Source organism: Haloferax sp. Atlit-10N, from assembly GCF_003586325.1.
Classification (GTDB): domain Archaea; phylum Halobacteriota; class Halobacteria; order Halobacteriales; family Haloferacaceae; genus Haloferax; species Haloferax prahovense.
Map to the genome: position 1 here is coordinate 567,196 of NZ_PSYX01000001.1, position 23,188 is coordinate 590,383.

General features: G+C 64.4%; 22 protein-coding genes. 13 read left to right on the top strand and 9 right to left on the bottom strand.

Annotated elements, in window-relative coordinates; all coding sequences use genetic code 11:
* Positions 1–93 precede the first annotated feature (93 nt).
* On the top strand, positions 94–2,082 hold the full coding sequence (gene acs / locus C5B91_RS02955; protein ID WP_115819070.1) for an acetate--CoA ligase: 1,989 nt from the start codon (positions 94–96) through the stop codon (positions 2,080–2,082).
* Between the two features lie 29 nt (positions 2,083–2,111).
* On the opposite strand, the gene C5B91_RS02960 is transcribed toward acs, so the two are convergent.
* Positions 2,112–2,357, bottom strand: a complete 246-nt coding sequence (locus tag C5B91_RS02960; protein WP_004972531.1) for a hypothetical protein — start codon at positions 2,355–2,357, stop codon at positions 2,112–2,114.
* 176 nt (positions 2,358–2,533) lie between these two features.
* Here C5B91_RS02960 and C5B91_RS02965 point away from each other — a divergent pair, with 176 nt between their 5' ends.
* Positions 2,534–4,156 (top strand): long-chain-fatty-acid--CoA ligase, encoded by a 1,623-nt coding sequence (locus C5B91_RS02965; protein WP_008092398.1) that lies wholly within the window; start codon positions 2,534–2,536, stop codon positions 4,154–4,156.
* 90 nt (positions 4,157–4,246) lie between these two features.
* On the opposite strand, the gene C5B91_RS02970 is transcribed toward C5B91_RS02965, so the two are convergent.
* Entirely contained in the window at positions 4,247–4,798 is a 552-nt protein-coding gene (locus C5B91_RS02970; protein ID WP_049913381.1) for a hypothetical protein, read from the bottom strand.
* A gap of 558 nt (positions 4,799–5,356) precedes the next feature.
* On the opposite strand from C5B91_RS02970, the gene C5B91_RS02980 reads away from it, so the two are divergent.
* The 6 genes from C5B91_RS02980 (at position 5,357) to C5B91_RS03005 (ending at position 11,116) form a co-directional block, all read left to right on the top strand.
* Complete coding sequence (locus C5B91_RS02980) at positions 5,357–6,673, top strand: substrate-binding protein (protein ID WP_199514432.1); 1,317 nt, start codon at positions 5,357–5,359, stop codon at positions 6,671–6,673.
* Between the two features lie 124 nt (positions 6,674–6,797).
* Positions 6,798–7,766 carry a branched-chain amino acid ABC transporter permease gene (locus C5B91_RS02985; protein ID WP_008092402.1) on the top strand — a complete coding sequence of 323 codons (969 nt, stop codon included), beginning with the start codon at positions 6,798–6,800 and terminating at the stop codon, positions 7,764–7,766.
* Positions 7,763–8,944 carry a branched-chain amino acid ABC transporter permease gene (locus tag C5B91_RS02990; protein ID WP_004972526.1) on the top strand — a complete coding sequence of 394 codons (1,182 nt, stop codon included), beginning with the start codon at positions 7,763–7,765 and terminating at the stop codon, positions 8,942–8,944. The genes C5B91_RS02985 and C5B91_RS02990 overlap by 4 nt, the downstream gene beginning before the upstream one ends.
* Entirely contained in the window at positions 8,941–9,699 is a 759-nt protein-coding gene (locus tag C5B91_RS02995) for an ABC transporter ATP-binding protein (RefSeq protein WP_008092404.1), read from the top strand. Before C5B91_RS02990 ends, C5B91_RS02995 begins: the two co-directional genes overlap by 4 nt.
* Positions 9,696–10,439 carry an ABC transporter ATP-binding protein gene (locus C5B91_RS03000; RefSeq protein ID WP_049968205.1) on the top strand — a complete coding sequence of 248 codons (744 nt, stop codon included), beginning with the start codon at positions 9,696–9,698 and terminating at the stop codon, positions 10,437–10,439. Before C5B91_RS02995 ends, C5B91_RS03000 begins: the two co-directional genes overlap by 4 nt.
* A 2-nt stretch (positions 10,440–10,441) precedes the next feature.
* Entirely contained in the window at positions 10,442–11,116 is a 675-nt protein-coding gene (locus C5B91_RS03005) for a thioredoxin family protein (protein ID WP_115819071.1), read from the top strand.
* Here the strand turns inward: C5B91_RS03005 and C5B91_RS03010 are convergent.
* The 6 genes from C5B91_RS03010 to C5B91_RS03035 form a co-directional block, all read right to left on the bottom strand.
* Positions 11,113–11,517: a universal stress protein gene (locus tag C5B91_RS03010; RefSeq protein WP_004972522.1), complete on the bottom strand. Its 405-nt coding sequence runs from the start codon at positions 11,515–11,517 to the stop codon at positions 11,113–11,115. The two genes, C5B91_RS03005 and C5B91_RS03010, sit on opposite strands and share 4 nt — an antisense overlap.
* Positions 11,518–11,570: 53 nt before the next feature.
* Positions 11,571–11,825: a cox cluster protein gene (locus tag C5B91_RS03015; RefSeq protein ID WP_115819072.1), complete on the bottom strand. Its 255-nt coding sequence runs from the start codon at positions 11,823–11,825 to the stop codon at positions 11,571–11,573.
* A 423-nt stretch (positions 11,826–12,248) separates the two neighbouring features.
* Complete coding sequence (locus tag C5B91_RS03020) at positions 12,249–14,006, bottom strand: cbb3-type cytochrome c oxidase subunit I (RefSeq protein ID WP_004972520.1); 1,758 nt, start codon at positions 14,004–14,006, stop codon at positions 12,249–12,251.
* Positions 14,007–14,104: 98 nt separating this feature from the next.
* The gene (locus tag C5B91_RS03025; RefSeq protein WP_049968207.1) at positions 14,105–14,464 is read right to left on the bottom strand and encodes a DUF6684 family protein; all 360 of its coding nucleotides are present in this window, start codon (positions 14,462–14,464) and stop codon (positions 14,105–14,107) included.
* Positions 14,465–14,558: 94 nt separating this feature from the next.
* Positions 14,559–14,924: a cox cluster protein gene (locus C5B91_RS03030; RefSeq protein WP_115819073.1), complete on the bottom strand. Its 366-nt coding sequence runs from the start codon at positions 14,922–14,924 to the stop codon at positions 14,559–14,561.
* A 45-nt stretch (positions 14,925–14,969) separates the two neighbouring features.
* Positions 14,970–15,173 (bottom strand): hypothetical protein, encoded by a 204-nt coding sequence (locus tag C5B91_RS03035; RefSeq protein ID WP_008092415.1) that lies wholly within the window; start codon positions 15,171–15,173, stop codon positions 14,970–14,972.
* A gap of 157 nt (positions 15,174–15,330) precedes the next feature.
* On the opposite strand from C5B91_RS03035, the gene C5B91_RS03040 reads away from it, so the two are divergent.
* Together C5B91_RS03040 and C5B91_RS03045 are read left to right on the top strand one after the other, a co-directional pair.
* Positions 15,331–16,440, top strand: coding sequence for a GTP-binding protein (locus C5B91_RS03040; RefSeq protein WP_004972516.1), 1,110 nt, complete (start codon positions 15,331–15,333; stop codon positions 16,438–16,440).
* The gene (locus C5B91_RS03045) at positions 16,437–16,916 is read left to right on the top strand and encodes a TIGR04206 family protein (RefSeq protein WP_115819074.1); all 480 of its coding nucleotides are present in this window, start codon (positions 16,437–16,439) and stop codon (positions 16,914–16,916) included. The genes C5B91_RS03040 and C5B91_RS03045 overlap by 4 nt, the downstream gene beginning before the upstream one ends.
* 7 nt (positions 16,917–16,923) lie before the next feature.
* Here C5B91_RS03045 and C5B91_RS03050 read toward each other — a convergent pair whose 3' ends face one another.
* Complete coding sequence (locus tag C5B91_RS03050; protein ID WP_115819075.1) at positions 16,924–18,366, bottom strand: MATE family efflux transporter; 1,443 nt, start codon at positions 18,364–18,366, stop codon at positions 16,924–16,926.
* A 135-nt stretch (positions 18,367–18,501) separates the two neighbouring features.
* Between C5B91_RS03050 and C5B91_RS03055 the strand changes: the two genes are divergently transcribed.
* The 3 genes from C5B91_RS03055 to artA all read left to right on the top strand — a co-directional run bounded on the left by C5B91_RS03055 (position 18,502) and on the right by artA (position 23,157).
* The gene (locus C5B91_RS03055) at positions 18,502–19,281 is read left to right on the top strand and encodes a VOC family protein (RefSeq protein ID WP_049904940.1); all 780 of its coding nucleotides are present in this window, start codon (positions 18,502–18,504) and stop codon (positions 19,279–19,281) included.
* Positions 19,282–19,506: 225 nt separating this feature from the next.
* Positions 19,507–22,074, top strand: a complete 2,568-nt coding sequence (locus C5B91_RS03060) for an ArtA-dependent S-layer glycoprotein (RefSeq protein ID WP_049913383.1) — start codon at positions 19,507–19,509, stop codon at positions 22,072–22,074.
* A 162-nt stretch (positions 22,075–22,236) separates the two neighbouring features.
* Positions 22,237–23,157, top strand: a complete 921-nt coding sequence (artA, locus tag C5B91_RS03065; RefSeq protein ID WP_008092419.1) for an archaeosortase A — start codon at positions 22,237–22,239, stop codon at positions 23,155–23,157.
* Positions 23,158–23,188: the final 31 nt, after the last annotated feature.

A 23,188-nucleotide genomic window follows, 5' to 3' on the forward strand; every position in this document is an offset into this window, starting at 1 on the left:
GACGGACCGGTGACCACCCGCGGCGAGAGTCCCCGCTCGGACTGCTGGACTACATAGATTTATCATGGAGGATTGGTGTAGTTAGCACGTACTATGGCAGACGGTGACACCGAACTGGAGGCACGGCTGGTCGAGCAAGAGGAGTTCGAACCCTCCGAGGAGTTCGTCGCGCAAGCGAACGTCTCCGACCCGGCCGTCTACGACGAGTTCGAGGAGAACTGGCCCGAGTGTTGGGAGGGGGCCGCCGAGATGCTCGACTGGGACGAAGAGTACGACGAGGTGCTGGACGACTCGAACCCGCCGTTCTACAAGTGGTTCACGGGCGGCAAGCTCAACGTCTCGTACAACTGCGTCGACCGCCACGTCGAGAACGGGGACAAGAACCGCGTCGCCATCAAGTGGGAGGGTGAACACGGCGAGACGCGGACCTACACCTATCAGGACCTCTATCGCGAGGTGAACGAGTTCGCGGCGGCGCTGCGCGACCTCGGCGTCGAGGAGGACGACGTGGTCACGCTGTACATGCCGATGATTCCCGAACTGCCCATCGCCATGCTGGCCTGCGCTCGCATCGGCGCGCCGCACTCGGTCGTCTTCGGCGGCTTCTCCGCCGACGCGCTGGCGACGCGGATGAACGCCGCGGACTCCCAGTTCCTCGTCACCTGCGACGGCTACTACCGCCGTGGCGACCCGCTCGACCACCTCGACAAGGCCAACGAGGGCCTCGACGGCGTCGACCACGGCGTCGACGCCACGGTCGTCGTCGACCGCCTCGGCGACGACGGCTTCGGCCACGACCTGAAGGGCAACCAGCACGACTGGGACGACCTCCTCGACGAGCACGCCGGCGAGCGCGTCGACCCCGTCGAGCGCGACGCCGAAGACATGCTGTTCCTGATGTACACCTCGGGGACGACGGGACAGCCGAAGGGCGTCAAGCACACCACCGGCGGCTACCTCGCGTACGCGGCGTGGACCTCCCACACCGTCCTCGACATCGAGAAGGAAGACACGTACTGGTGTTCGGCCGACATCGGCTGGATTACGGGCCACTCCTACATCGTCTACGGGCCGCTGGCGCTGGGGACGACGACGGTCATGTACGAGGGGACGCCCGACTTCCCCAACCGCGACCGCCTGTGGGACATCATCGAGAAGTACGCCGTCGACATCTTCTACACCGCGCCGACGGCGATTCGCGCGTTCATGAAATGGGGCAGCAGGTTCCCCGAACAGCACGACCTGTCGAGCCTCCGCCTGCTCGGCACAGTCGGTGAGCCCATCAATCCGCGGGCGTGGAAGTGGTACTACAAGCACATCGGCAACGAGGACTGCCCGGTCGTGGACACGTGGTGGCAGACCGAGACCGGCGGCATGATGATAACGACCCTCCCGGGAATCAAGAAGATGAAACCCGGGTCCGCCGGGCCGCCGCTCCCGGGCATCGACGCCCAAATCGTCGACACGAGCGGCAAGCAGGTCGACGCCGGACGCGCGGGCTATCTCACGGTGAACAAGCCGTGGCCGGGGATGCTCCGGACGCTCTACAAGAACGACGAGCGCTTCATCCAGGAGTACTGGCAGGAGTACTCCGACACCGACAGCGACGACCCCGACGACTGGGTCTACTTCCCCGAGGACGGCGCGAAAATCGACGGCGACGACTACATAACCATCCTCGGGCGCGTTGACGACGTCATCAACGTCTCGGGCCACCGCCTCGGGACGATGGAAATCGAGTCGGCTATCGTCGGCGTCGAGGGCGTCGCCGAGGCGGCGGTCGTCGGCGGCAATCACGAGGTGAAAGGCGAGGCCGTCTACGCCTACGTCATCACCGAGGAGGGACAGGACGAAGACGACGAGATGCGAAAACGCATCATCGAGGGCGTCGAGGACGCCATCGGTCCCATCGCCCGCCCCGAGATGGTCGTGTTCACGCCCGAACTGCCGAAGACGCGGTCCGGGAAGATCATGCGCCGCCTCCTCGAGGAAATCGCGAACGGCGAGGAACTCGGTGACACGACGACGCTCCGGAACCCCGAAATCGTCGAGTCGATTCAGCGGCAGGTCGAAAGCGAGTAACCACCGGCTCCACCACCGTCGGCTCCGTCCTATCGCGGCTTTTCTTCGACCCACGCCGACAGCGACGGCTCGTCGCGGAAGTACAGCCGTTCCCGGACGCCGTCTCGTTCGACCACGGCGAGGAGGTGTTTCTCGGAGAGCCGAATCTCCTCGCCGCTGTAGGTACACGGTTCGATTCGCTCGTCGCCCGGACGCCACAGTCGGTGGGGGACGACGCGGACGATGGTCTCGTCCCGCCCCGTCGGCGAGCGCCCGGTGTAGTCTGAAAGCGCCATACGCGCGCTACGAACTCCACGAATAAGGTATTTTCCTGCATAGTTTGTGTAGTAATATAGTCTCTCGCGGCCCGAGTCGTGGGCTATTGTCGCTCGGTGTGCGAATTGTTCACAATGATTCGCGCCGCGGTACCAGCCCGCACATTTATTTTGAACGTTAGTGAAGGATAGCGCGTATGAAGAAACCACTCCTGGTGACGGAGTTCCTCGACCGCGCGCGGCGGTACTACGGGGACGAGGAGGCGGTCGTGGCGACGACGGGCGAGCGCTTTACCTACGACGAACTCGGCGAGCGCGCCGACGGCTTCTCGGCGGCGCTCCAGTCCCGCGGCGTCGAGAAGGGCGACCGGGTCGCAGTGCTCGACCCGAACACGCACTACCACCTCGAAGCCGCCTACGGGTCGATGCAGCTCGGAGCCGTACACATGCCGCTGAACTACCGGCTCGTCCCGGCCGACTTCGAGTACATGCTGAACGACGCGGACGTGACGGCCGTCTACGCCGACTACGCCTTCGCCGAGAAGATAGACGAGGTCCGCGACGAGATTCCGACGGAGATTTTCGTCACGAACGACCCCGAGAAGGCCGCCGAATCGACCGACGGCGAGTGGCTCGACTTCGACGAGTTGGTCGCGGAGTCGACCGACTACGAGCGCCCGGAGATGGACGAAGACGACATCGTCACCATCAACTACACCTCGGGGACGACCGGCGACCCGAAGGGCGTCTGTCGGACCCACCGCGCCGAGACGATTCACGCCTACCTCGTCTCGATGCACCAGGATATCGCCGACGACGACGTCTACCTCTGGACGCTCCCGATGTTCCACGTCAACGGCTGGGGCCACATCTACGCGATTACCGGACACGGCGCGAAGCACGTCTGCACCCGCGGGGTCGACGCCGAGACCGTGTTAGACGCCATCCGCGACGAGGACGTGTCGTATCTCTGCGCCGCGCCGACGGTGCTGAACATCCTGATGAAACACTACCGCGAGGCGGGGGGCGTCGAGACGACCGGCGCGAGCCCCGTCCGGGCGGCGACCGCGGGCGCGGCCCCGCCGGAGGCGACGATTCGGACCGTCGAAGACGAGTTCGGCTGGCGGCTCATGCACGTTTACGGAGCCACCGAGACCGGACCGCTCATCACGACCTCGGAGGCCGGTCGCTACCTGACAGACGGCGACGACCGCTTCGGCGTGAAGAAGAAACAGGGCATCGGCTACCTCGGCACCGACGTTCGCGTCGTCGACGAGGACGGAACCGACGTGCCGAGAGACGACCAGTCCATCGGCGAAATCGTCGTCGCGGGCAACCAGGTGATGGAGAAGTACTGGAACAAACCCGAGGAGACGGAGGAGGCCTTCTCGGCGCGGCTGGAAGGATATTACCACATGGGCGACCTCGCGGTCGTCGACGAGAACGGCTTCATCAGCATCCAGGACCGCAAGAAGGACATCATCATCTCCGGCGGCGAGAACATCTCCAGCATCGAACTGGAGGACACGCTGTTCGACCACGACGCCGTCGGCGACGTGGCGGTCATCCCCGTTCCGTCCGACGAGTGGGGCGAGTCGCCGAAGGCGTTCGTCGTGCCGACGAGCGGCGACCCCGACGCGCCGGGTGTCACCGCCGAGGCGCTCATCGAGTTCTGCCGGGAGCGCATCGCGACGTACAAGGTGCCGAAGGAAATCGAGTTCGTCGCCGAACTCCCGAAGACCGCGACCGGGAAGATTCAGAAGTACGAACTGCGCGAGCGGGAGTGGGAAGACGAAGGGCGGATGGTCGGGGAAGGATAGGAACGACCGCGTTAAGTCCGCATTTCTGCGGGTAGCCGACTCTTAACCGCGGTCGCGGGGTCTGGTTTTCGTTCGAGGGCCGAGCGCGGTTCAGCGGTCGTCGCAGCCGCAGTCGAGGCCGAGCGAGGCCGGATTGTTGTTGAACGCGTCGAGGGTGTCTTTGAGCTTCTCGCCGTCCATGTCGTTGGCGTACCAGCTCGTCTGCTTGCTACCGTTCTGCCATGACGAGGTGTGTCTGAGCCACGTGCCGGCCATGTTCTTGACTTCCTCGATGGTGTAGCCCTCGTAATAGCCGTACTTGATTGTCGCGCTGGTGCACCCCGATTGGAGCGTCCGAAGGTTGAGGACGGTGGCGATGTAGTGCTTCAGCATTATGACCGCCTTGTCACCTCTCGGCGGGTCGAGCAGAATCTCTTGCCAGTCCTCGTTCGATTTCGTTACACCCGCGATTGTCAGTTCGTCGCCAGGCCACGTTTCTGGGTGGTTCGCCCAGTAGCCGGGCGTCTTGGGACAATCGATGGTCGCCGCCACGGAGCCGGAGACCGCGGGGATGCCGATACCGATACCGATCGCCGACATCGCGCCGAGTCGGAGCACGGAGCGTCTTGTCGGTCTGAATCCGTCGTTCGTGTCGTTTGTCATAGTGGCTGCCACGAGTGTGGCTGATGCGTTATTTGCGCTTTGCCGGGTTAGTTATAAATCGGACATTCACGAAGAGCAGGAGCTTAACGGTCGCTGTCGAACCGGGAGAATCACGTTGAAACGGTGGAATCCGCGTATATATATCTAGTATTCTGATAGTTGTGAACCGATAGTGGACTCGCCCAGGCGGTCGGCGACGCTGCGGACTCGCGGGCGCAGCGCCCCCACTGAATCGAGTTCGTTGGCTCTGTTTACCGCCTTCGACGACCGGCCTAAGGGGGACGAACGTGGCGAGCAAGTCCGCCACCGGCGCGTATTTTACGTCTGCAACGCGTGGGACGTAACGAAGCGCCCGCTCCACCGGTGCCTCCGGCTGGTGGCCCCTTGTACTATCCCGTAGACGACCCGATTCTATCATTATTGTTAATACAAGTAATAGGGAATCCATACATAACTATTATTAACGATGTATCCGCCGATGTGTCTATGGCACGGGATAACAAGTCTCTAAATCGACGAGACGTGCTGAAGGCGACTGGTGCTGTTGGGACCGCTGGCTTGGCAGGGCTGGCGGGGTGCACCGGCGGCGGCGACGGGAGTAACGGTGGCGACGGAAGCGGCGGTGGAGGGGGTGGCGGCGGAGACGACGAGTATCCGGCGCTGGGCAACTTCCCCATCGAGGGTGACACGGCCACGTTCGGCTTCAACGTCCCGCAGTCGGGACCGTACGCCTCGGAGGGTGAAGACGAGCTTCGGGCCTATCAGCTCGCGGTGAAGCACCTCAACGAGGGCGGCGGCTGGGTCGACTCGCAGTTCGACGACCTCTCCGGCGACGGCGTCCTCGGCTACACCATCGACCACGTGGACGGGGACACGGCCACGGACGCGGACCAGGCGCGGCAGTCCGCCTCGGGGATGATTCAGCGCGACGACGCCATCATGATTTCGGGCGGGTCGTCCTCGGCGGTCGCCATCGCGGTGCAGGGGCTGTGTCAAAACGAGAAAGTCATGTTCATGTGCTGTCTGACGCACTCGAACGACACCACCGGAAAAGACTGCGTCCGCTACTCCTTCCGCGAGATGTTCAACGCCTACATGACGGGGCAGGCGCTCGCACCGGTCGTCCGCGACGCCTACGGAGAGGGCCTGCAGTTCTACCAGCTCTACGCCGACTATAGTTGGGGGCAGACCCAGCAGGCGTCGATGGAGCAGTTCATGACGGACGTGGCCGGGTGGGAGCAGATCGAGTCGGTCGCGACCCCGCTCGGAACGTCCGACTACTCGACGTACCTCTCGGAGGCACAGAGCTCCGGTGCGGACGTGCTCATCTTGAACCACTACGGCCTCGACGGCGCGAACTCCATGCAGCAGGCCATCGACGCCGGCATCGACGAGGACATGGAAATCATCGTTCCGCTGTACAACCGCCCGATGGCGGAGGCGGCGGGCGGTGCGATAGAGGGAATCTACGGCACCGTCGCGTGGGACTCGCAGATAGACAACACGCCGTCGCAGGAGTTCACGCAGGCGTTCCGAGACGAGTACGACCGGACGCCATCGGGCCCCGCTCAACTGGCGTACGCACAGACGCTCCAGTACGCGGCCGCCGTCGAGCGCGCGGGCACGTTCTACCCGCCGGAGGTCATCAAGCAACTCGAAGACTACGAGTACGACAACATCGGGATGGGCTCGGAGACGATGCGCGGCTGTGACCACCAGGCGCAGCGAGACGTGCCGGTCGTCCAGGGGCTTCCCGCCTCCGAGCAGAGCGAGGGGACGTACTTCAACATCGTCAACATCACCAGCCGCGACGACCTCGGCTACGCGTGCGACGCCGGGCCGGCGGCCGAGTGTGAACTCGGGTCCTACGAGTAGACACTCACCCCCACCGTTATCTTAATGAAAGTTAATCGCAGACAACCACGCACACGTAAATGAGTAAGTTTAGCATACCCATGGTAGTTCGCGCTTCGAACATCCGAGGCGGAGGTGGGGGGCGATGAGCCTTCTGTCGGACGTACTCGTCATCCTGCTCAACGGGCTGCAGCAGGGGGCTATCTACGTCCTCTTGGCGGTCGGTCTCTCCATCATCCTCGGCACGCTCAAGTTCGTCAACTTCGCGCACGGCGCGCTGTATCTCGTCGGCACGTACGCGGGGCTGTTCGTCGCGCTGAACGTCCCGCTTTCGAACGGGAAACTGGCCGAGTGGGGCTTTTCGAGCTTCGGGCTCGACATCGGCTTTCTGGCCGCCCTGCTTTTTGTCCCGCTTTTCGTCTTCGGGGTCGGCCTGCTGATGGAGCGGTACCTCGCGCGAGCGTTCTACGACCGTCCCGACACCGACCAGATTCTCGTCACGTTCGGCCTCGCAATCGTCGTCCAGGAGCTGTTCCGCGTCCTGTTCGGCAGCAACAGCCTGCCGTTCGAACAGCCCGAGCGAATCCTCTCTGTCGGCTCGTTCGCCGGCATCCCCGTCTCCGGCCCGATAGCGCTGCCCATCGTGGGTAACTTCCCGCAGTGGCGGCTCTGGGTCATCGGTATCACGGCCGTCCTCGTGGCGCTCGTGTACCTGCTCGTCGAGTACACCGACTTCGGTCTCGTCGTTCGCGCCGGCACCCGCGACGCCGAGATGGTCCGACTCCTCGGCATCAAAATCACCCGCCCGTACATCGTGGTCTTCGGTATCGGCGCGGCGCTCGCCGGGGTGGCGGGCGTCGTCGGCGGCCCGCTGAACGTCGTCAACCCGACCATCGGGACGAACATCCTCGTCCCGGCGTTCCTGACGGTCGTCATCGGCGGGGTCGGAAGCATCGCCGGCGCGGTCCTCGGCGGCATCGTCTTCGGCCTCACGACCGCCGCGCTCGTCTCCTTCGCGCCCGCGTGGTCGCAGGTCGGCCTGTACGCCATCGCGGCCATCGTCCTCCTGACGAGGCCGCAGGGCCTCCTCGGCGACGAAGAGGTGACGCCATGAGCGAGAAGGACGCCAACCCGAGCGCGAAGGACGCGCTCGTCGGCGGCACCCTCTTCGGTCGCTGGGAGAAACTCCGCGGCCGGGAGGGGACGGTCGTCGGTATCACGGCCATTCTCGTCGCGGTGTTCCCGTACCTCTTCGCCCGCGCACCCGTCGTCTCGGGGTTCCTGCAGGGCTACCAGAGCCTCGCGACGCTCATCCTCATCTGGGGCATCTTCGCCATCGGCTTCGACCTGCTGCTCGGCTACACCGGACTGCTCTCGTTCGGCCACGCGGCCTTCTGGGGCGGCGCGGCGTACGCCGCGGGCATCGTCGCCAAGAACGTCAGCGGCGACCCCATCGTGATGGTCGTCTCGGGGACGCTTTTCGCCGTGCTCCTCGCGTGGGTGCTCGGCTTCCTGTCGCTCCGCCGCGGCGGCATCTACTTTTCCATCCTCACGCTGGCGTTCGCCCAAATGTTCTACTACATGGCCGCGTCGCCGCTGGCGTTCCTGACCAACGGCGAAAACGGCCTGACCGGCGTCGAGGTCGGCAGTTTCCTCGGCGTCATCCACCTCGAAGCGGACGTGCCGTCAATCGGCGGGATGCTCCTCGGAACGTGGCTCTACGCCTTCGTCGGCGTCTTCTTCGTCGGCGCGGTCGCGGTCGCCTACCGCATCCTCAACTCCCCGTACGGGATGGTGTTTCGCGCCATCCGGGAGAACGAACAGCGTGCGGAGTTCGTCGGACTCAACGTCTGGCGGTACAAGCTCATGGCGTTCATCATCTCGGGCGGGTTCGCGGGCGTCGCCGGGAGCCTCTTTACCATCCACGGTGCGTACGTTCCGCTCCAGTCGCTGTTCTGGACGGAGTCCGGCGACATCGTCGTCATGACCGTCCTCGGCGGCGCGGGCTCGATGTTCGGACCGGTCCTCGGTGTCGGACTGTACCTCTACATCGAGAACATCGTCAGCACCATCCAGGCGCTGACGATTCCCTTCACGGGCATCGTGCTCGTCCGGGACTTCGGGTTCTACTGGCACCTGCTCTTGGGCGTCGTCTTCGTCGCGGTCGTCTGGGTCGTTCCGGACGGCCTGTGGGGCATCCTGAACCGGCTCCGCGAACTCGCGGTCGACCTCGGTTCGAAGGCGGCGAAGCGACTTCGCGCGCGCTCCGAGAACGGAGGTGGCGGCCAATGACCCTCCTCGAAACGGAGAACCTCGTCAAGGAGTTCGGCGGCCTCGTCGCGACCGACGACGTGAACCTCACCGTCGAGGAGGACGAGCGCGTCTCTATCATCGGCCCGAACGGCGCGGGGAAGTCGACGCTCATCAATCTCATCACGCGACGGCTCGACCCGACGAGCGGCGATATCCGGTTCAAAGGCGAGTCAATCGTCGGCCTCGAACCGCATCAGGTGGTCCAACGCGGCGTCTCGAAGTCGTTCCAGACCGCCTCTATCTTCCCCGACCTCACCGTCAGGGAGAACGCCGAAATCGCGGCGCTGGCGGCCGAGCGCGGCGCGTTCGGCTTCGAGTTCCTGAAACACCGCGACAGCCTCACCGACGTACACGGCGTCGCCCGCGACACGCTCGACTCGGTCGGGCTGTTGGACCGCGCGGACACTATCGCAACCGACCTTCCCTACGGCGACAAGCGTCGCCTCGAAATCGGTATCGCACTCGCGAGCGAGCCCGACCTGCTTCTCATGGACGAACCGACCGCCGGCATGTCTCCCGAGGAGACGAAGTCGACGGTCGACCTCATCGAGCGGGTCAAACGCGACCACGGGCTCACGTTCGTCCTCGTCGAACACGACATGGAAATCGTCTTCAGCATCTCAGATCGCATCGTCGTCCTCAGCCGCGGCGGCATCATCGCCGAGGGGACCCCCGACGAGATTCGGGGCAACGAAGCCGTCCAAGAGGCGTACCTCGGAGGTGTCGAGCTATGAGCCTCCTCGAAATCGACGGTATCGACGCCTACTACGGCGAGAGCCACATCATCCGCGACCTCTCGATGAGCGTCGAGGAGGGCGAGATATGCGCGCTCCTCGGCCGCAACGGCGCGGGCAAGACCACCACGCTCCGGTGTATCGCCGGCGCGACGCCGCCCGACGTTCGGAAGGGGCAAATTCGGTTCAAGGGCGGCGACATCACGGGCGTCGCCGCGGAAGACGTGTCGGTGCAGGGAATCTCCCTCGTGCCCGAGGAGCGACGCATCTTCCCGAACCTCTCGGTCGCGGAGAACCTCCACCTCGCCGAGGTGGTCAACAACAAGTCCAACACGTGGGGTCGGTCGCTGTCGTTCGGTCACAAGGGGATGTCGACCGAGGAGGTCTACGACCAGTTCCCTCGACTGGACGAGCGGAAGGACCAGCGGGCGGGGACGCTCTCGGGCGGCGAACAGCAGATGCTCGCCATCGCGCGCGCTCTGAAGCAGAACACGGACCTGCTTCTCCTCGACGAGCCGTACGAGGGGCTCGCGCCCAAGATTATCGAGGACGTGGAGAACGCGGTTGAGCGAATCAGCGACGCGGGCACGACCATCCTCCTCGTCGAACAGAACGCCGCGGCGGCCATCAAGCTCGCCGACCGCGCGTACGTCATCGACCAGGGGAGCATCGTCTTCGACGGGAGCGCCGACGAACTCCGCGAGGACGACGAGACCCGCGAGCGGTATCTGGGGGTCTGACCGTGGCCGCGACCCACGCCGACCCCGAGACGGCGCTCGAAACGCTCATCGCCGCCGGCGCGGTCGACGAAGCGCCCGACGGGACGCTCTCGACAACGCCGGAGTTCGAGCAGACGCTCGCCGTCTACCACGACATCTACGGCGCGGTTTCGACCGAGGAGTTCCACCGGACTGTCTCGGACCTCTTCGGCGTCGCGCCCGAGAACGTCGAAGAGCGACTCGACGAGTTCGGCGTCACCAGAGCCGACGTGGTCGCCTACCTCGCGGCGAAGTCGTTCCTCGACGTGCCGGTCGAACAGGACTCGCTGTTGGTCATGGCGGGCCTGCTCGTCGAGATGACCTCGTCGTCGCCGGTGCCGGCCGCGCTCGACGAACTCGACGACGATACCTTCGAATCCTACCTCGCAGACCACCCGGACGCCGTCGTTTTCGTCTGGCGACGCTTCTGCGAGCCCTGTGACGCGATGAAGGAGGACCTCGGCGCTATCCTCGACCGAGTCCCGGACGGCGTTGCGGCCGTGGGCGTCGACGGCGAGACGGCCGACGAGTTCTGTCGGTCCTTCGAGGTCGACGCGGCGCCGACGGTGCTGTACGTTCGCGACGGCGAACTGCGAGAACAAGCGTCCGGCCGTCAGACCCCCGACGAAGTCGCGGGATTCTTCGACCGGGTCTACTAGTCTTTTCGCTTCGTCGTGCCCGTCACCATGACGGGCCGCTCGGAGTTCAGAATCACCGTCTGCGTGACGCTCCCGAACAGCGCCTTCCCCGCCGGCGAGCGCTTCCGCCCGGCGGTGACGATGAGGTCTGCGTCCTCCTCGTCGGCGAACTCGATGATGACCTCCGCGGGGTCGCCCGACGACTCGTTGACGTCGTACTCGATACCGCGGTCTTCGAGGAACTCGCCGGCCTCCCGGACCGAGTGAATCTGCGTCGCCGACGCCCCGCTCGGGTTGTCGGTGAAACTGTGGACGAGCGTCACCTCCTTCTCGTCGGGTTCGCCGGGGAGATTCGCGACCTCTTCGACGCACGCGAGCGCGTGCTCCGCGTCGTCATCCACACCGATTACCACGTGATACATACTACCACGTCCCGGTCGCCGGTCTTAGTATTTGTGCTGAACGTTCGTGCGAATTAGGCCGCGTCGTCGAGTCCTGCCGAGACGTAGACGACGAGCGCGAGCGGGACGCCGAGGACGAGCGCGATGGTCAGCGCACCGTAGGCCGCAAAGCCGAGGGGCGTCGGCGGGAACGGCACCAGAAAGAGGAACTGGGGGGGGCTGAGCCCCGAGACGAACGTGCCCGTGAGGTAGCCCGCAGCCCCGGCGACGGCGACGAGGGCGGCGTACAGTCCGAGGACGAAGCGGTGACCGCCGACGTTCGAACTCACGGTCCACGCTCGGGGTCGGACGCTGTTAGGGGTTTCCGTTCGCCTCGGGAGGTGGCGGTTCCCGTCCGCGTACCGATGCACCTTTTGCCGCACGCGCTAAGGGTGAGCTATGTCGGATACCGATATCCTCGGACTCGTGCTCGGGGCCATCGCGATACTGATGTTCGCGACGGGCGTCCTCCTCGTCGTCTGAGCACCCCCCGGTTTTCCGCGCCACCGCATCGAGAGCAGTCGCTTTTCTCCACCGTGACCGTCGTCGCGAGCGGCGGCGCAGGCGATATCGTGATGTTTCAGCGCACGCGAGCGACCGACAGCTACGATAACGACAGTGCGGTCGCACGGACAGTCAGCGTCGTCGGGCGCGTTCGCTCTCGAAAGATAGCGTCCGAAAAATGAAACCGAAACGCCGGCGAGCGGCGTCGACTACGCGTCGTCCGCGGATTCCGCGTCCGCGTCGTCGACCGTCTGTCCGCCGTCGGTGGCGAGTTCGGTCTCTTCTTCGCCGCCGTCGGTGACGGCCGTCTCCAGTTTGCGCTCGAACCAGGTCCACTCGGCCGTGACGAGGTCGTCGTCGGCGAGGTCCCACGGGTCGCCGTCTTGGACTTCGCGGCCTTCGAGCCACGACTGGACGAAGTTCCAGACGAAGATTATCTGGCCGACGAGCAGGATGAGCGCGCCGACCGTGGCGACCTGATGGAGCGTCGCGAACTGCGGCAGGTAGGTCGCGTAGCGACGCGGCATCCCGCCGTAGCCGAGCAGAATCATCGCGAAGAACGTCAGGTTCGTCCCGACCATCGAGAGCCAGAAGTGCCACTTACCGAGCGTGACCTGGTACATCCGGCCGGTGTAGATGGGGAACCAGTAGTAGAGCCCGGCGAAGCCGGCGAAGGCGATGGCTCCCATGACGATGTAGTGGAAGTGTCCGACGACGTAGTAGGTGTCGTGGAGCACGAGGTCCACCGGAATCGACGCGAGGAAGACGCCCGTCACGCCGCCGATGATGAAGTTCGAGACGAAGCCGATACAGAACAGCATCGGCGTCGTGAGGCGAATCTTCCCGTTCCACATCGTCGTGATCCAGTTGAACGTCTTGACCGCGCTCGGTATCGCGATGGCCAGCGAGACGGCCATGAACGAAGCGCGGAGACGGGGGTCGATACCCGTCGCGAACATGTGGTGCGCCCAGACGCCGAACGAGAGGACGCCGATGGCGAGCGTGGAGTAGACGACGAACTTGAACCCGAAGAGCCGACGGCCCGCAAAGCGCGGGAGCACGAGGCTCACGATGCCCATCGGGGGCAACACGAGGATGTACACTTCGGGGTGGCCGAAGAACCAAAACAGGTGTTGCCAGAGAATCGCGCCGCCGTCGACCGAGAAGAACATCGTACCGAAGTTCCGGTCGAGAAGCAGCATCACGATGGCGCTGCCGAGAAGCGGGAACGCGAAGAGGATGAGGCCCGACTGGGTCAGAATCGTCCACGAGAAGATGTCGAGATTCGCCCACGAGACTTTCTCGTTACGCTCCGTGAAGATGGTCGCGATGAAGTTGATCGCACCCATCGTGGCCGAGACACCGGAGAGGTGCAGGCCGAGGAGCATCAGGTCGACGCCGGCGTTCATCTGGTTGCCGGAGCCGACACCGGCGGAGAGCGGCGTGTACATCGTCCAGGCCGTCTGCGCCGGGATGACGTCCGGGATGGGGAAGAACCCGGCCCAGATGAGCAGCGCCGCCGGCGGCAGGAGCCAAAAGGCGATGGCGTTGATGCGCGGGAACGCCATGTCGTCCGCGCCGATGAGAAGCGGGATAAAGTAGTTCGAGAACGCGGCGATGATGGGCGTCCCGAACAGGAACAGCATCGTAATCCCGTGGCTTGTGAGCAACGAGTTGTAGAACGTGTTCGAGATAAGCGTCATCGACGGGTCCGCCAGTTCAATCCGCATCAGGACGACCATGAGTCCGCCCACGGCGAACGCGACGAGCGCGTACGCGCCGTAGAGCATCCCGATGTCCTTGTGGTCGACCGTCGTCAACCAACGGATGACCCCGGATGGTTTCTCCTCCGAGACGTACTGCTCTGCGGTACCACCGACCGTGCCTCCGCCCGCGAGCGGGGTGTACGACCGCCAGTCTTCGACCCGCGCGAGCCACGCGGCGACGGCGATGAGGAAGACCCCCATGAGCACCGTCAGTGCTAACTGTCCGTTAACCTCCATGGAAGTGCCTGAGTAGTGCAGGGTAATGAAAGATTCGGGACCGCCCTGCGATTCGAGGTGCTTTAAGCCGTCTCGTCCGCGGCTTCGACGGCGTCGTCATCCGTCGATTCTTCGAGTTCGGCCGTCTCTTCGCCCTCCTTTTCGTGAAGCGGCTTCGCGCCGGGAACGGTCGCTTGTCCGGGCGCGTAAACGGTGCCTTCCTTCTCGGAGCCCGCGATGGCCTTCCCCGAGAGATAGGTGAGCGCGGCGAGGAGCACGAACGGCGCGATGAGAAGCGTGTACTGGAGCCCCGAGGCGAGCGATTCGAACCCAAACGGATTGACGAAGGTGAAAGCCACCACGAAAAACAGGATGATGGCCAGCGGAACCATGTTGACCGTGAGGTCGAGGATGGTCTCCTTGTCGAACGTCTTGGTTGCCATATCGAGACACTCGGGGACGCCGTTCAAATAGATTGTTGGTTTCTCGTCCGGTCGGGGGTGTGGGCTGGGACGGTCGCGTGGGTGTCCGCGGCGGTCAGAAGGTCTGTCGCTGCTCGCGGACGAACAGTTCGAAGACGACGCCGCCGACCACCAGCAGAATCGCGGCCGCGATGACCGCGTAGCCGCGGGTGACGAGGGCGAGGTCGGTGAACGCGAGTCCCGCGCCGAACGCGAGGAAGATGACCGCAAGCGCGGTGACTGCGCGAATCGTCGAGGTGACGTAGCCGGACTCCTTGAGGATGCCGACGACGCTCCCGCCGAACAGGAGCAGGCCGCCGACGGCGAGTGGAAACAGGCCAAACAACAGACCCAACTCGGAGATGGGTATCCCGAGCGCGATGAACACGGGCCACGGACTGGCCGTGCGGTACTGGTCGGAAAGTCCCGGCGCTTCGTCCATACCCGTCCGTTGGACTGTGTGGTAACAAGCCCTTCGGAACCGAGACTAGCGGAGGGAGATGCCCTGTCGCGCGAGAAAGTCGCTGACCGCACGAATCTCGACCGGGCTCCCGATGATTCGGCACGTGCCGCCGTCTTTTCGGTGGACGGAGACGATGAACTCCGCTTCGAGGTCGTCGCGCACGCTCTCCAAGAGGTCGCACGGGAGCACGATTTGCGTGCTATCGCGGAGCGTCCGAGGGTCGGGCATCGGTGTTCATCGGGCGGTCGAAGGGGTCGTGTATAACCGTGCCGATACTTGTCTGTTCGCGCACGCGAGACTACCACGATACTCGACGCGTCGGCGCGTCGAAATCCGCCGCGCGGAAGGAAAGGGTTTTTCGACGGACGCGGCGGAACTGTTGACGATGGGACTGGAGGAGGAGATCGAAGATATCCGCGAGGAGATATCTAACACGCCGTACAACAAGTCGACCGAGGCGCACATCGGTCGGCTGAAGGCGAAACTCGCGGAACTGAAAGAGAAACTCGAAAACCAGAGTTCGGCCGGCGGCGGCCAAGGGTACGCCGTCGAGAAGACCGGCGACGCGACGGTCGCGCTCGTCGGCTTCCCCAGCGTCGGCAAATCGACGCTCATCAACGCCCTCACCAACGCCGACAGCGAGACGGGCGAGTACGAGTTCACGACGCTCAACGTGAATCCGGGGATGCTGAAGTACAAGGGCGCGAACATCCAGATACTCGACGTGCCGGGCCTTATCGAGGGGGCCGCTGGCGGTCGCGGCGGCGGCAAGGAAGTCCTTTCGGTCGTCCGCACCGCCGACCTCGTCGTGTTCATGCTCTCGGTGTTCGAGATAGAGCGCTACGAGCGGCTGAAACACGAACTCTACAACAACAAAATTCGGCTCGACACGTCCCCGCCGAACCTCTCTATCAACAAGAAGGGTAAAGGCGGCATCAACGTGACAAAAAGCGATAGCGTCGACCTCGAAGAGGAGACGATCAAGGGCATCCTCCGCGAGCACGGCTTCGTCAACGCCGAGGTGACCCTCCGCGGCGAGACGACCATCGACGAACTCGTCGACGGCATCATGAAAAACCGGGTCTACCTGCCGTCTATCGTCGCCGTCAACAAGGCCGACCTCATCGACAAGGACTACCTCCCGACGGTCGAGGAGAACCTCCGCGAGATCGGCCTCGACCCCGACGAGGTCACGTTCATCAGCGCCGAGGCCGAGAAGGGTCTCGACGCGCTGAAAGAGGAAATCTGGGACGCCCTCGGGCTCATCCGCATCTACATGGACAAGCCCGGCCGCGGTGTCGACTACGACGAACCGCTCGTCCTCCGCGAGGGCGACACCATCGACGACGCCATCCACGAACTCGGAGCCAAACTCGACGAGCGGTTCCGGTTCGCCCGCGTCTCCGGTCCGAGCGCGAAACACGACGACCAGCAGGTCGGCCGCGACCACGTCCTCGCCGACGAGGACGTGCTCCGCATCATCGCCCAGCGGTGACGACCGACCCGGCGGCCCGGTCGGCTCCGCGGTCGCCCGCGCGCCGCCGATTCCAGCTACTCCTCGTCTTCGTCCTCGGTCTCGTTCCGTGGTCCGTCCAGACGTTCACGACCGGGTCCCTCACGCTCCTGTTCCCGTGGGGGCTCGTCGGCCCGTCCACCGGGAGCGTGACGACCATTACCGACTTCTTCCTGCGTTTTACGATGGGGCTTCCGGACTACATCCTCGTGTGGCCGGTCGGCGTCGTCTGCTACGCCGTCGCGCTCGGAAGCGCGCTCTCGGGCGTCCTGTTCGGCCGCGAGGACGTTCGACTCACCGCGGCCGGGCTCGCGCTCGCCGGTGTGACTCAGTTAGAGGTCGCCCGCGGGTTTTCGGTCCAACCGGGTCGGACCGCGTGGCCGGTCGGTACCGTTCTCCTGTGGGCCGTGGCGGGGTTCATATATTGGTCACGCGCGAACGGGCGCGACCCACGGTGACGCCGCTTCAGTCGTCCGCGGCCGTCTTGGGCCGGTAGTTTCGGCTGACGGCCTTCCACGTCCCCGTCTTGAAGCGGTAGTAGTTCAGCGCCGCTGGAATCGTCGTCTCGGCGATGAACGCCAGATAAAGTCCGACGAGCCCCAGCGAAGTGACGGAGCCGATGTAGGTGAGCGGAATCGACCCGAAGAACATCCCGACGAACTGGCTGCCGAACGTCCAGCGGGTGTCGCCGCTGGCGTCGAGCGGACCCGCGGACCCGCCGGAGACGCCCTGTAAGATGACTGCGATACAGGCGACGTAGACGAGGTTGATGGCGATGGGAATCGCCGGGTCCGTCGGGTCGTCCACGAACCCGAGGACGATGGGTCGGGCGAATATCGCCACGAGGGCCGCCGAAACGATGTACGTGGCGACGGCGAACCGAATGACTTCGTTGCCGTAAGCCTCGGCGGTCTGCTCGTCGTCCTTGCCGAGCGCCTGCCCGACGAGGCTCGACGACGCCAGTCCGAAGCCCCAACCGGGGGTGTTCATCAGTCCCCAGATGCGGCGGGCGATGACGAACGCCGCCACCACGTCCGGCCCGAAGCTGTCGAGGATGGCGAGCATCGGGAACTCGGCGACCGTCCAGACGAGCCCGCGACCCATCACGGGCAGACCGATTTTGACGAGGTCGACGAGCGTCCGGGGGTCGACGAACGACCCGAAGGGGTCGATGGTGACGGGAAACGCGCCGACGCCGGGAAGCGACCCGCGAGACAGGCCGACTGCGAACGCGCCGGCGACGACGACGTTCGAGAGGACGGTCCCGAGGGCCGCGCCCTCAACGCCCATGTCGAGGCCGAAGATGAGCACCGCGTTGAGGACGATGTTGATGACCGCGCCGCTCGCGCGGAGCGTCATCGCGGTGTAGGCATCGTCGCTGCCGACGAGGACGCGACTCCCGATGAGGTTCAGGCCGGCGAAGGGGACGCCGAGGCCGACGATTCGGAGGTACGCCGCCCCGAGTTCGATGGCTCCTTGGTTGCTGCTCAGCACGGAGATGAGTTCGGTGGGAAACAGCCAGAAGACGGCCGTGACGGGGAGCGTGGCGACGACGGTCAAGAGCGCGCTCGACCGTACCGCGAGTCCTAACTCGTCTATCGCGTCCGCGCCGAAGCGCTGGGAGACGAGCGCGATGGTCCCCCCAGCGATACCGCCGCCGAGTGCGAAGGCGAGCCCCCAGTACGGTCCGGCGAAGCCGACGCCGGTGATGGCGACGGTCCCGGAGGCGATACCCACCATCGCCACGTCGACGGCGTTCTTCGACATCCGGGCGATGCCGGTGACGACGCGGGGCCACGAGAGGTCGGCGATGCGGACTGCGCGCTCGCGGTCGAGGAGACCGAGTCGGGCGAGCGCCAGCCCGATGCCGAGGATGAGGAGGCGAACGGGATTGGGGACCGGAAACACTGCTGAATCGTAACTTCGGGGGGTACTTATGCACCACGTAACGGACCGAAAGTTCCGGTAGACGGCGTGTGGCAACCATCGACGGTGGGTTCCGCGTTCGGTACGTTTTTCGCCGGCGCGACACATCACTCGGGTATGTCCGGAACCCTCGACCACGTGATGATTCGCGTCGAAGACCTCGAGGAGTCGCTCGACTGGTACACGACCCACCTCGGCTACGAGGAGAAGGGTCGCTGGGAGGCCGACACGTTCACTAACGTCTACCTCGGCCCCGAGGACCTCCACGAGGAGGGCGCGGTCCTCGAACTCACCTACAACCACGGCGACCACACCTACGAGATGGGCGACGCGTGGGGCCACATCGCGGTCCGAGTCCCCGAGGACGAACTCGAATCCTCCTACCAGCAGCTCATGGACGAGGGTGTCGAGGACTACCGCGACCCCGAGTCCTGCGGCGGCCGCTACGCGTTCGTCAAGGACCCCGACGGTCACGAGGTCGAAATCGTCAAGCGCGATCACGGCGCGAAGTGGAGCCTCGACCACACGATGATTCGCGTCGAGGACGCCGACGAGGCGCTCGGATTTTGGACCCGAAAGTTCGGCTACGAACACACCGGTCGTTGGGAGTCCGACACCTTCGCGAACTACTTCATGAAGCCCGAGGGCGCGGCCGAAGAGGCGATGGCCGTCGAACTCACCTACAACTACGACGGCCGGAGCTACGAGATGGGCGACGCGTGGGGCCACCTCGCCGTCAGCGCCGACGACCTCCACGACTACTGGGAGACGCTCATGGAGCGCGAAGCCGAGGACTACCGCGACCCCGAGTCCTGCGACGACATGTTCGCGTTCACGAAGGACCCCGACGGCCACGAAATCGAAGTCATCCCGGCCGATTTCGAGTCACCGGAATAACAGATAGAACTTCTAACACGTCGTCGTTTCTGTTTATTCGCTGAACAGTACTCGAGTCTCGATGCTCTCCGTGGAGAGACATTCCACAAAGTATTTATCCAATCTCCGGAGAGTCGCTTTCGTACCCCTACCCAAGGTGAAAATCAGCGAGTAATCCCCCCGCCCGACCTACCCACGGGCGTACGGGAAAAAGCTGCTTCGCCGCTTATAGACTCATCTACAACAATGACAGCAAACAAACAAGTTCGCGCGGTTCTGCTCGCTGCGCTGATGGTTTTCTCGGTCTTTGCCGGGTCCATCGCGTTCACGGGCACTGCCGCCGCAGCGGCTACGTCGGCAACGGTATCTCCTGATACCGTCGACAAAGGCCCGTCTGCGACCGTCGATGTTACGGTTAATTCCGGCGGAACGAACGATGTTCACGTATGGCTCGATCTGAACGACGATGGCTATTACAACGCCTCGGAACCAAACACCACGGATACCGCGGGCTCCCCGGCAACCCTCTCACTCTCGATTCCTGAGAGCGTCTCCGCCGGTGAGTACAACGTCTCCGCCGCAGAGAGCGCTAGCCTGACCGCCGGTACCACCCAGCAGGAGGCTTACGACACGCTCGACGTCGTTGCCGCCAACCCTGCTGACTTCAGCTCCGCCATCCACTTCGACGATGGCACGCCGAAGGTCGAAGTCGCCTTCGACGAGGACGTCACGGTCAACGAGATGAACGTCACGGACGGCGAGACCAACCTCTCGCAGTCCGTTTCCGTCTCCAGCGGCCAAGTCAACGTCACCCTCAGCCAGGTTTACACCGACGACCTCGAAGTCACGTACGACGTGACCGACTCCTCCGGTAACACGGCCACCGCGACTGAGGACGTCACCTTCGCTCCGGTCTACGTCGCAAACGAGTCCAACAACACGGCCTACCAGGGCTCCAACGTCGCGCTCGTCGCGAGCGCGGTGGACACCGACGTCGAAGTCGAAGGCGCTGACGACGACAACAACTACCAGTTCTCCGGTTCCACTGGCCCCAACAGTCAGGTCTTCGTCTTCGACACGGACGGCAAGACCCTCGACACGTACCAGTTCACGGTCGGCGGCGCCCAGAAGGCGCAGGTTGACGTTCGCGACCTCGGTCTCGAACTCACCGTCGACGACCTCAACATCACGACCAAGGACGGTATCGAAGGCTCCGTCTCGGCCAACGCGGGCGACCGCACCGTCGACGTCGTCGCACTTGACGACGACGGCGACGAGGTCGAGGACACCGAAACCACCGTCACGCTCAACGGCCAGGGTGAAGCTGACTTCAACCTGAGCTCGGTCGACGCTGGCGAGTACACGATTGAGGCGACTGACGCCTTCACGGGCGTCACGCTCGAGTCCGACACGGTCACCGTCTCGAAGGCCAAGGACTCCACGGGTGACTTCGCGTCGTCCGTCATCAACGAACAGGTCGGCGACGTTGCCGAAATCACCGTCACGCTCGACGGCACGGACACCGGAACGGTCACCATCGGTGACTACAGTCTCGGTTACAGCGCGAACGTCACCGTCGAAGACGACAACGACGACGGTGAGGTCGTCCTTCTGTTCAACAGCTACGCACCGAAGAAGACCTCCTCGTTCGACGTTGACGACAGCGACGACGAGTACACGGTCGAGGACATCACCACGGATATCCCGAGCGGTGAGACCCTCGACGCCGGCGATTACGACCTCGAGGTCGCCACCGGCGGCGACGCGGACAACGTCGCGACGCTCGTCCTCGAAGACCGCAGCACCGACAGTGTCGCCACTTGGACGGCGCCCACGGGCGCTGACCTCACCGAGACCGAAGACGTCTACGACGCCATCGAGAACGAGAACCTGACGCAGACGGACTCGCTTGCTAACGGCGACGTCGTCGTCACGCAGGTCTCCGCGACGGGCCTCGAAGGCGCATTCGACGCGTCGAACTTCGACGCCCTCTCGGGCACGCAGTTCAACCTCACGGTCGAGCAGACGAACCCCGGCCCGAACCGCGACGCGAAGGTTCTGGGTATCAACAGCTCGAGCGCCACGATCATCGCTGACGGTGACAACGACACGTACTTCATCGTCTACGACCTCGACGACGTCTCTGCTTCGCGCACGGACTACTACGACAACACCTCGACGCTCTACGAAGTCGAGGACGACGACGCGTTCAACGCGACGTTCACCGTCCTCGAAGACGGTGACCTCGCCGAAGACGACGAGTCGGCCTCCGACGAGTTCGAAGTCGTCACCCCCGAACTCGAACTGGACCAGGACGAGTTCGCAGTCGGTAACGCCGCCGAGCAGTCCCTCTCGGGCACGGCCACTGTCGCCCCCGGTACGGAGCTCACCATCCGCGTGACCTCCGACGGCGACACCCAGCCGCGCTTCCTGAAGACCGCTTCGGTGTACGTGCAGGCCGACGGCACGTTCTCCTCCGCGTTCGACTTCTCGGAGCAGAACCTCAACGACACGTTCGAAGTGACGGCTTCCGTCGACTCCGGCACGGCCGCTGACGCGACCGCTGACGGTATCGTCGGCGAAGCCATGGAGACGACGACGGCCGCGGAAACGACCACCACCGAGGAATCCACGGAAACGACCACCACCGAAGAGTCGACCGAGGAGCCCACGGAAACGGCAACCGCGACCGAAGAGCCGACTGAGGAAGCGACCGAGGAGACCACCGAGTCCAGCACGCCTGGCTTCGGTGTCGTTGTCGCCCTCGTCGCCCTCGTCGCCGCGGCACTCCTCGCAGTCCGCCGCGACAACTAACGACCGCTAATCCACCACCGGGCTTTGTCCCGGTCCCCTCAACACTTCTTTATCGACCGCCCGCACAGCGGCGGCGCTGCGCGTTCGGGTCGACCCAACGGTCGCGTGGATTCGACGCCCGGAACGACAAGGGATTTATTCGCTCCACCGCATCGAACACGTATGCCCGGTCTCCTCTCCGACGTCCTCGCGTGGCTGGTCATCGGTACCTTCGTCGCCGGCGCGGTCGCCAACGGGCGGGACCGCGAGCTCGGACGGCGGGTGATGACCGCAGCGTGGGTGTTGTTTGCGGTCTTCTGGCTCCAACTCATCCCGCATTTCACGCTCGTTCACAAGAGCTACATCGAGGGGCTGTTGACCATCGCGGCCGTCCCGGCGTCGCTCTACGCCGGGTGGCTCCTCTACAACGGCCGCGACACGCTGTTCGTTCTCTCGCGGGCCGTCGCCGCCATGGGCGTGGTCTACCTCCCCTTCGAGACGATTCCCGCGCTGACGCTGTTCGGGACGACCGTCCCCGCTCCCCGCGGCGTCCTCATGGAGTCCGTCGCGGCGCAGACGCGCTTCCTCATCGAGTCGCTGGGCTACACACCCCAGATGATTCCCGGTGACGAGGGGTACCTGAACACGTTCCTGTGGATGCAGGGCTCTCACCGAATCGAAATCTCGGTCGTCCTCGCCTGTACCGGTCTCGGCAGCATCGCCATCTTCGCCGGCCTCATCGCCGCCGTCGACGCCCCGATGCGCCGGAAGCTCCGCGGACTCGCAATCGCCGTCCCCATCATCTACGCGCTGAACCTGCTTCGGACGACGTTCATCACCATCTCGGTCGGCAAGCAGTACTTCCAGTGGTTCGTCGACGAGGTTCTGTTCCTCTTCGGCTCGTCCGACCCCTACATGGTGTCGTTTTTCATCTCCGACCGCATCATCAGCCAGGCGCTCGCGGTCGTCGCGCTCGTCGGCATCACGTATCTCGTCGTCCAAGAGGTGCCGGAACTCCTCACCGTCATCGAAGACGTGCTCTACATGGTGACCGGCGAGGAGTACGACCTCAGAACTGAGTTGGGCCTCGACGGCCGGGCGTAGTCGGCTCCGTGCGGACGTAGCCCCAGTTTCG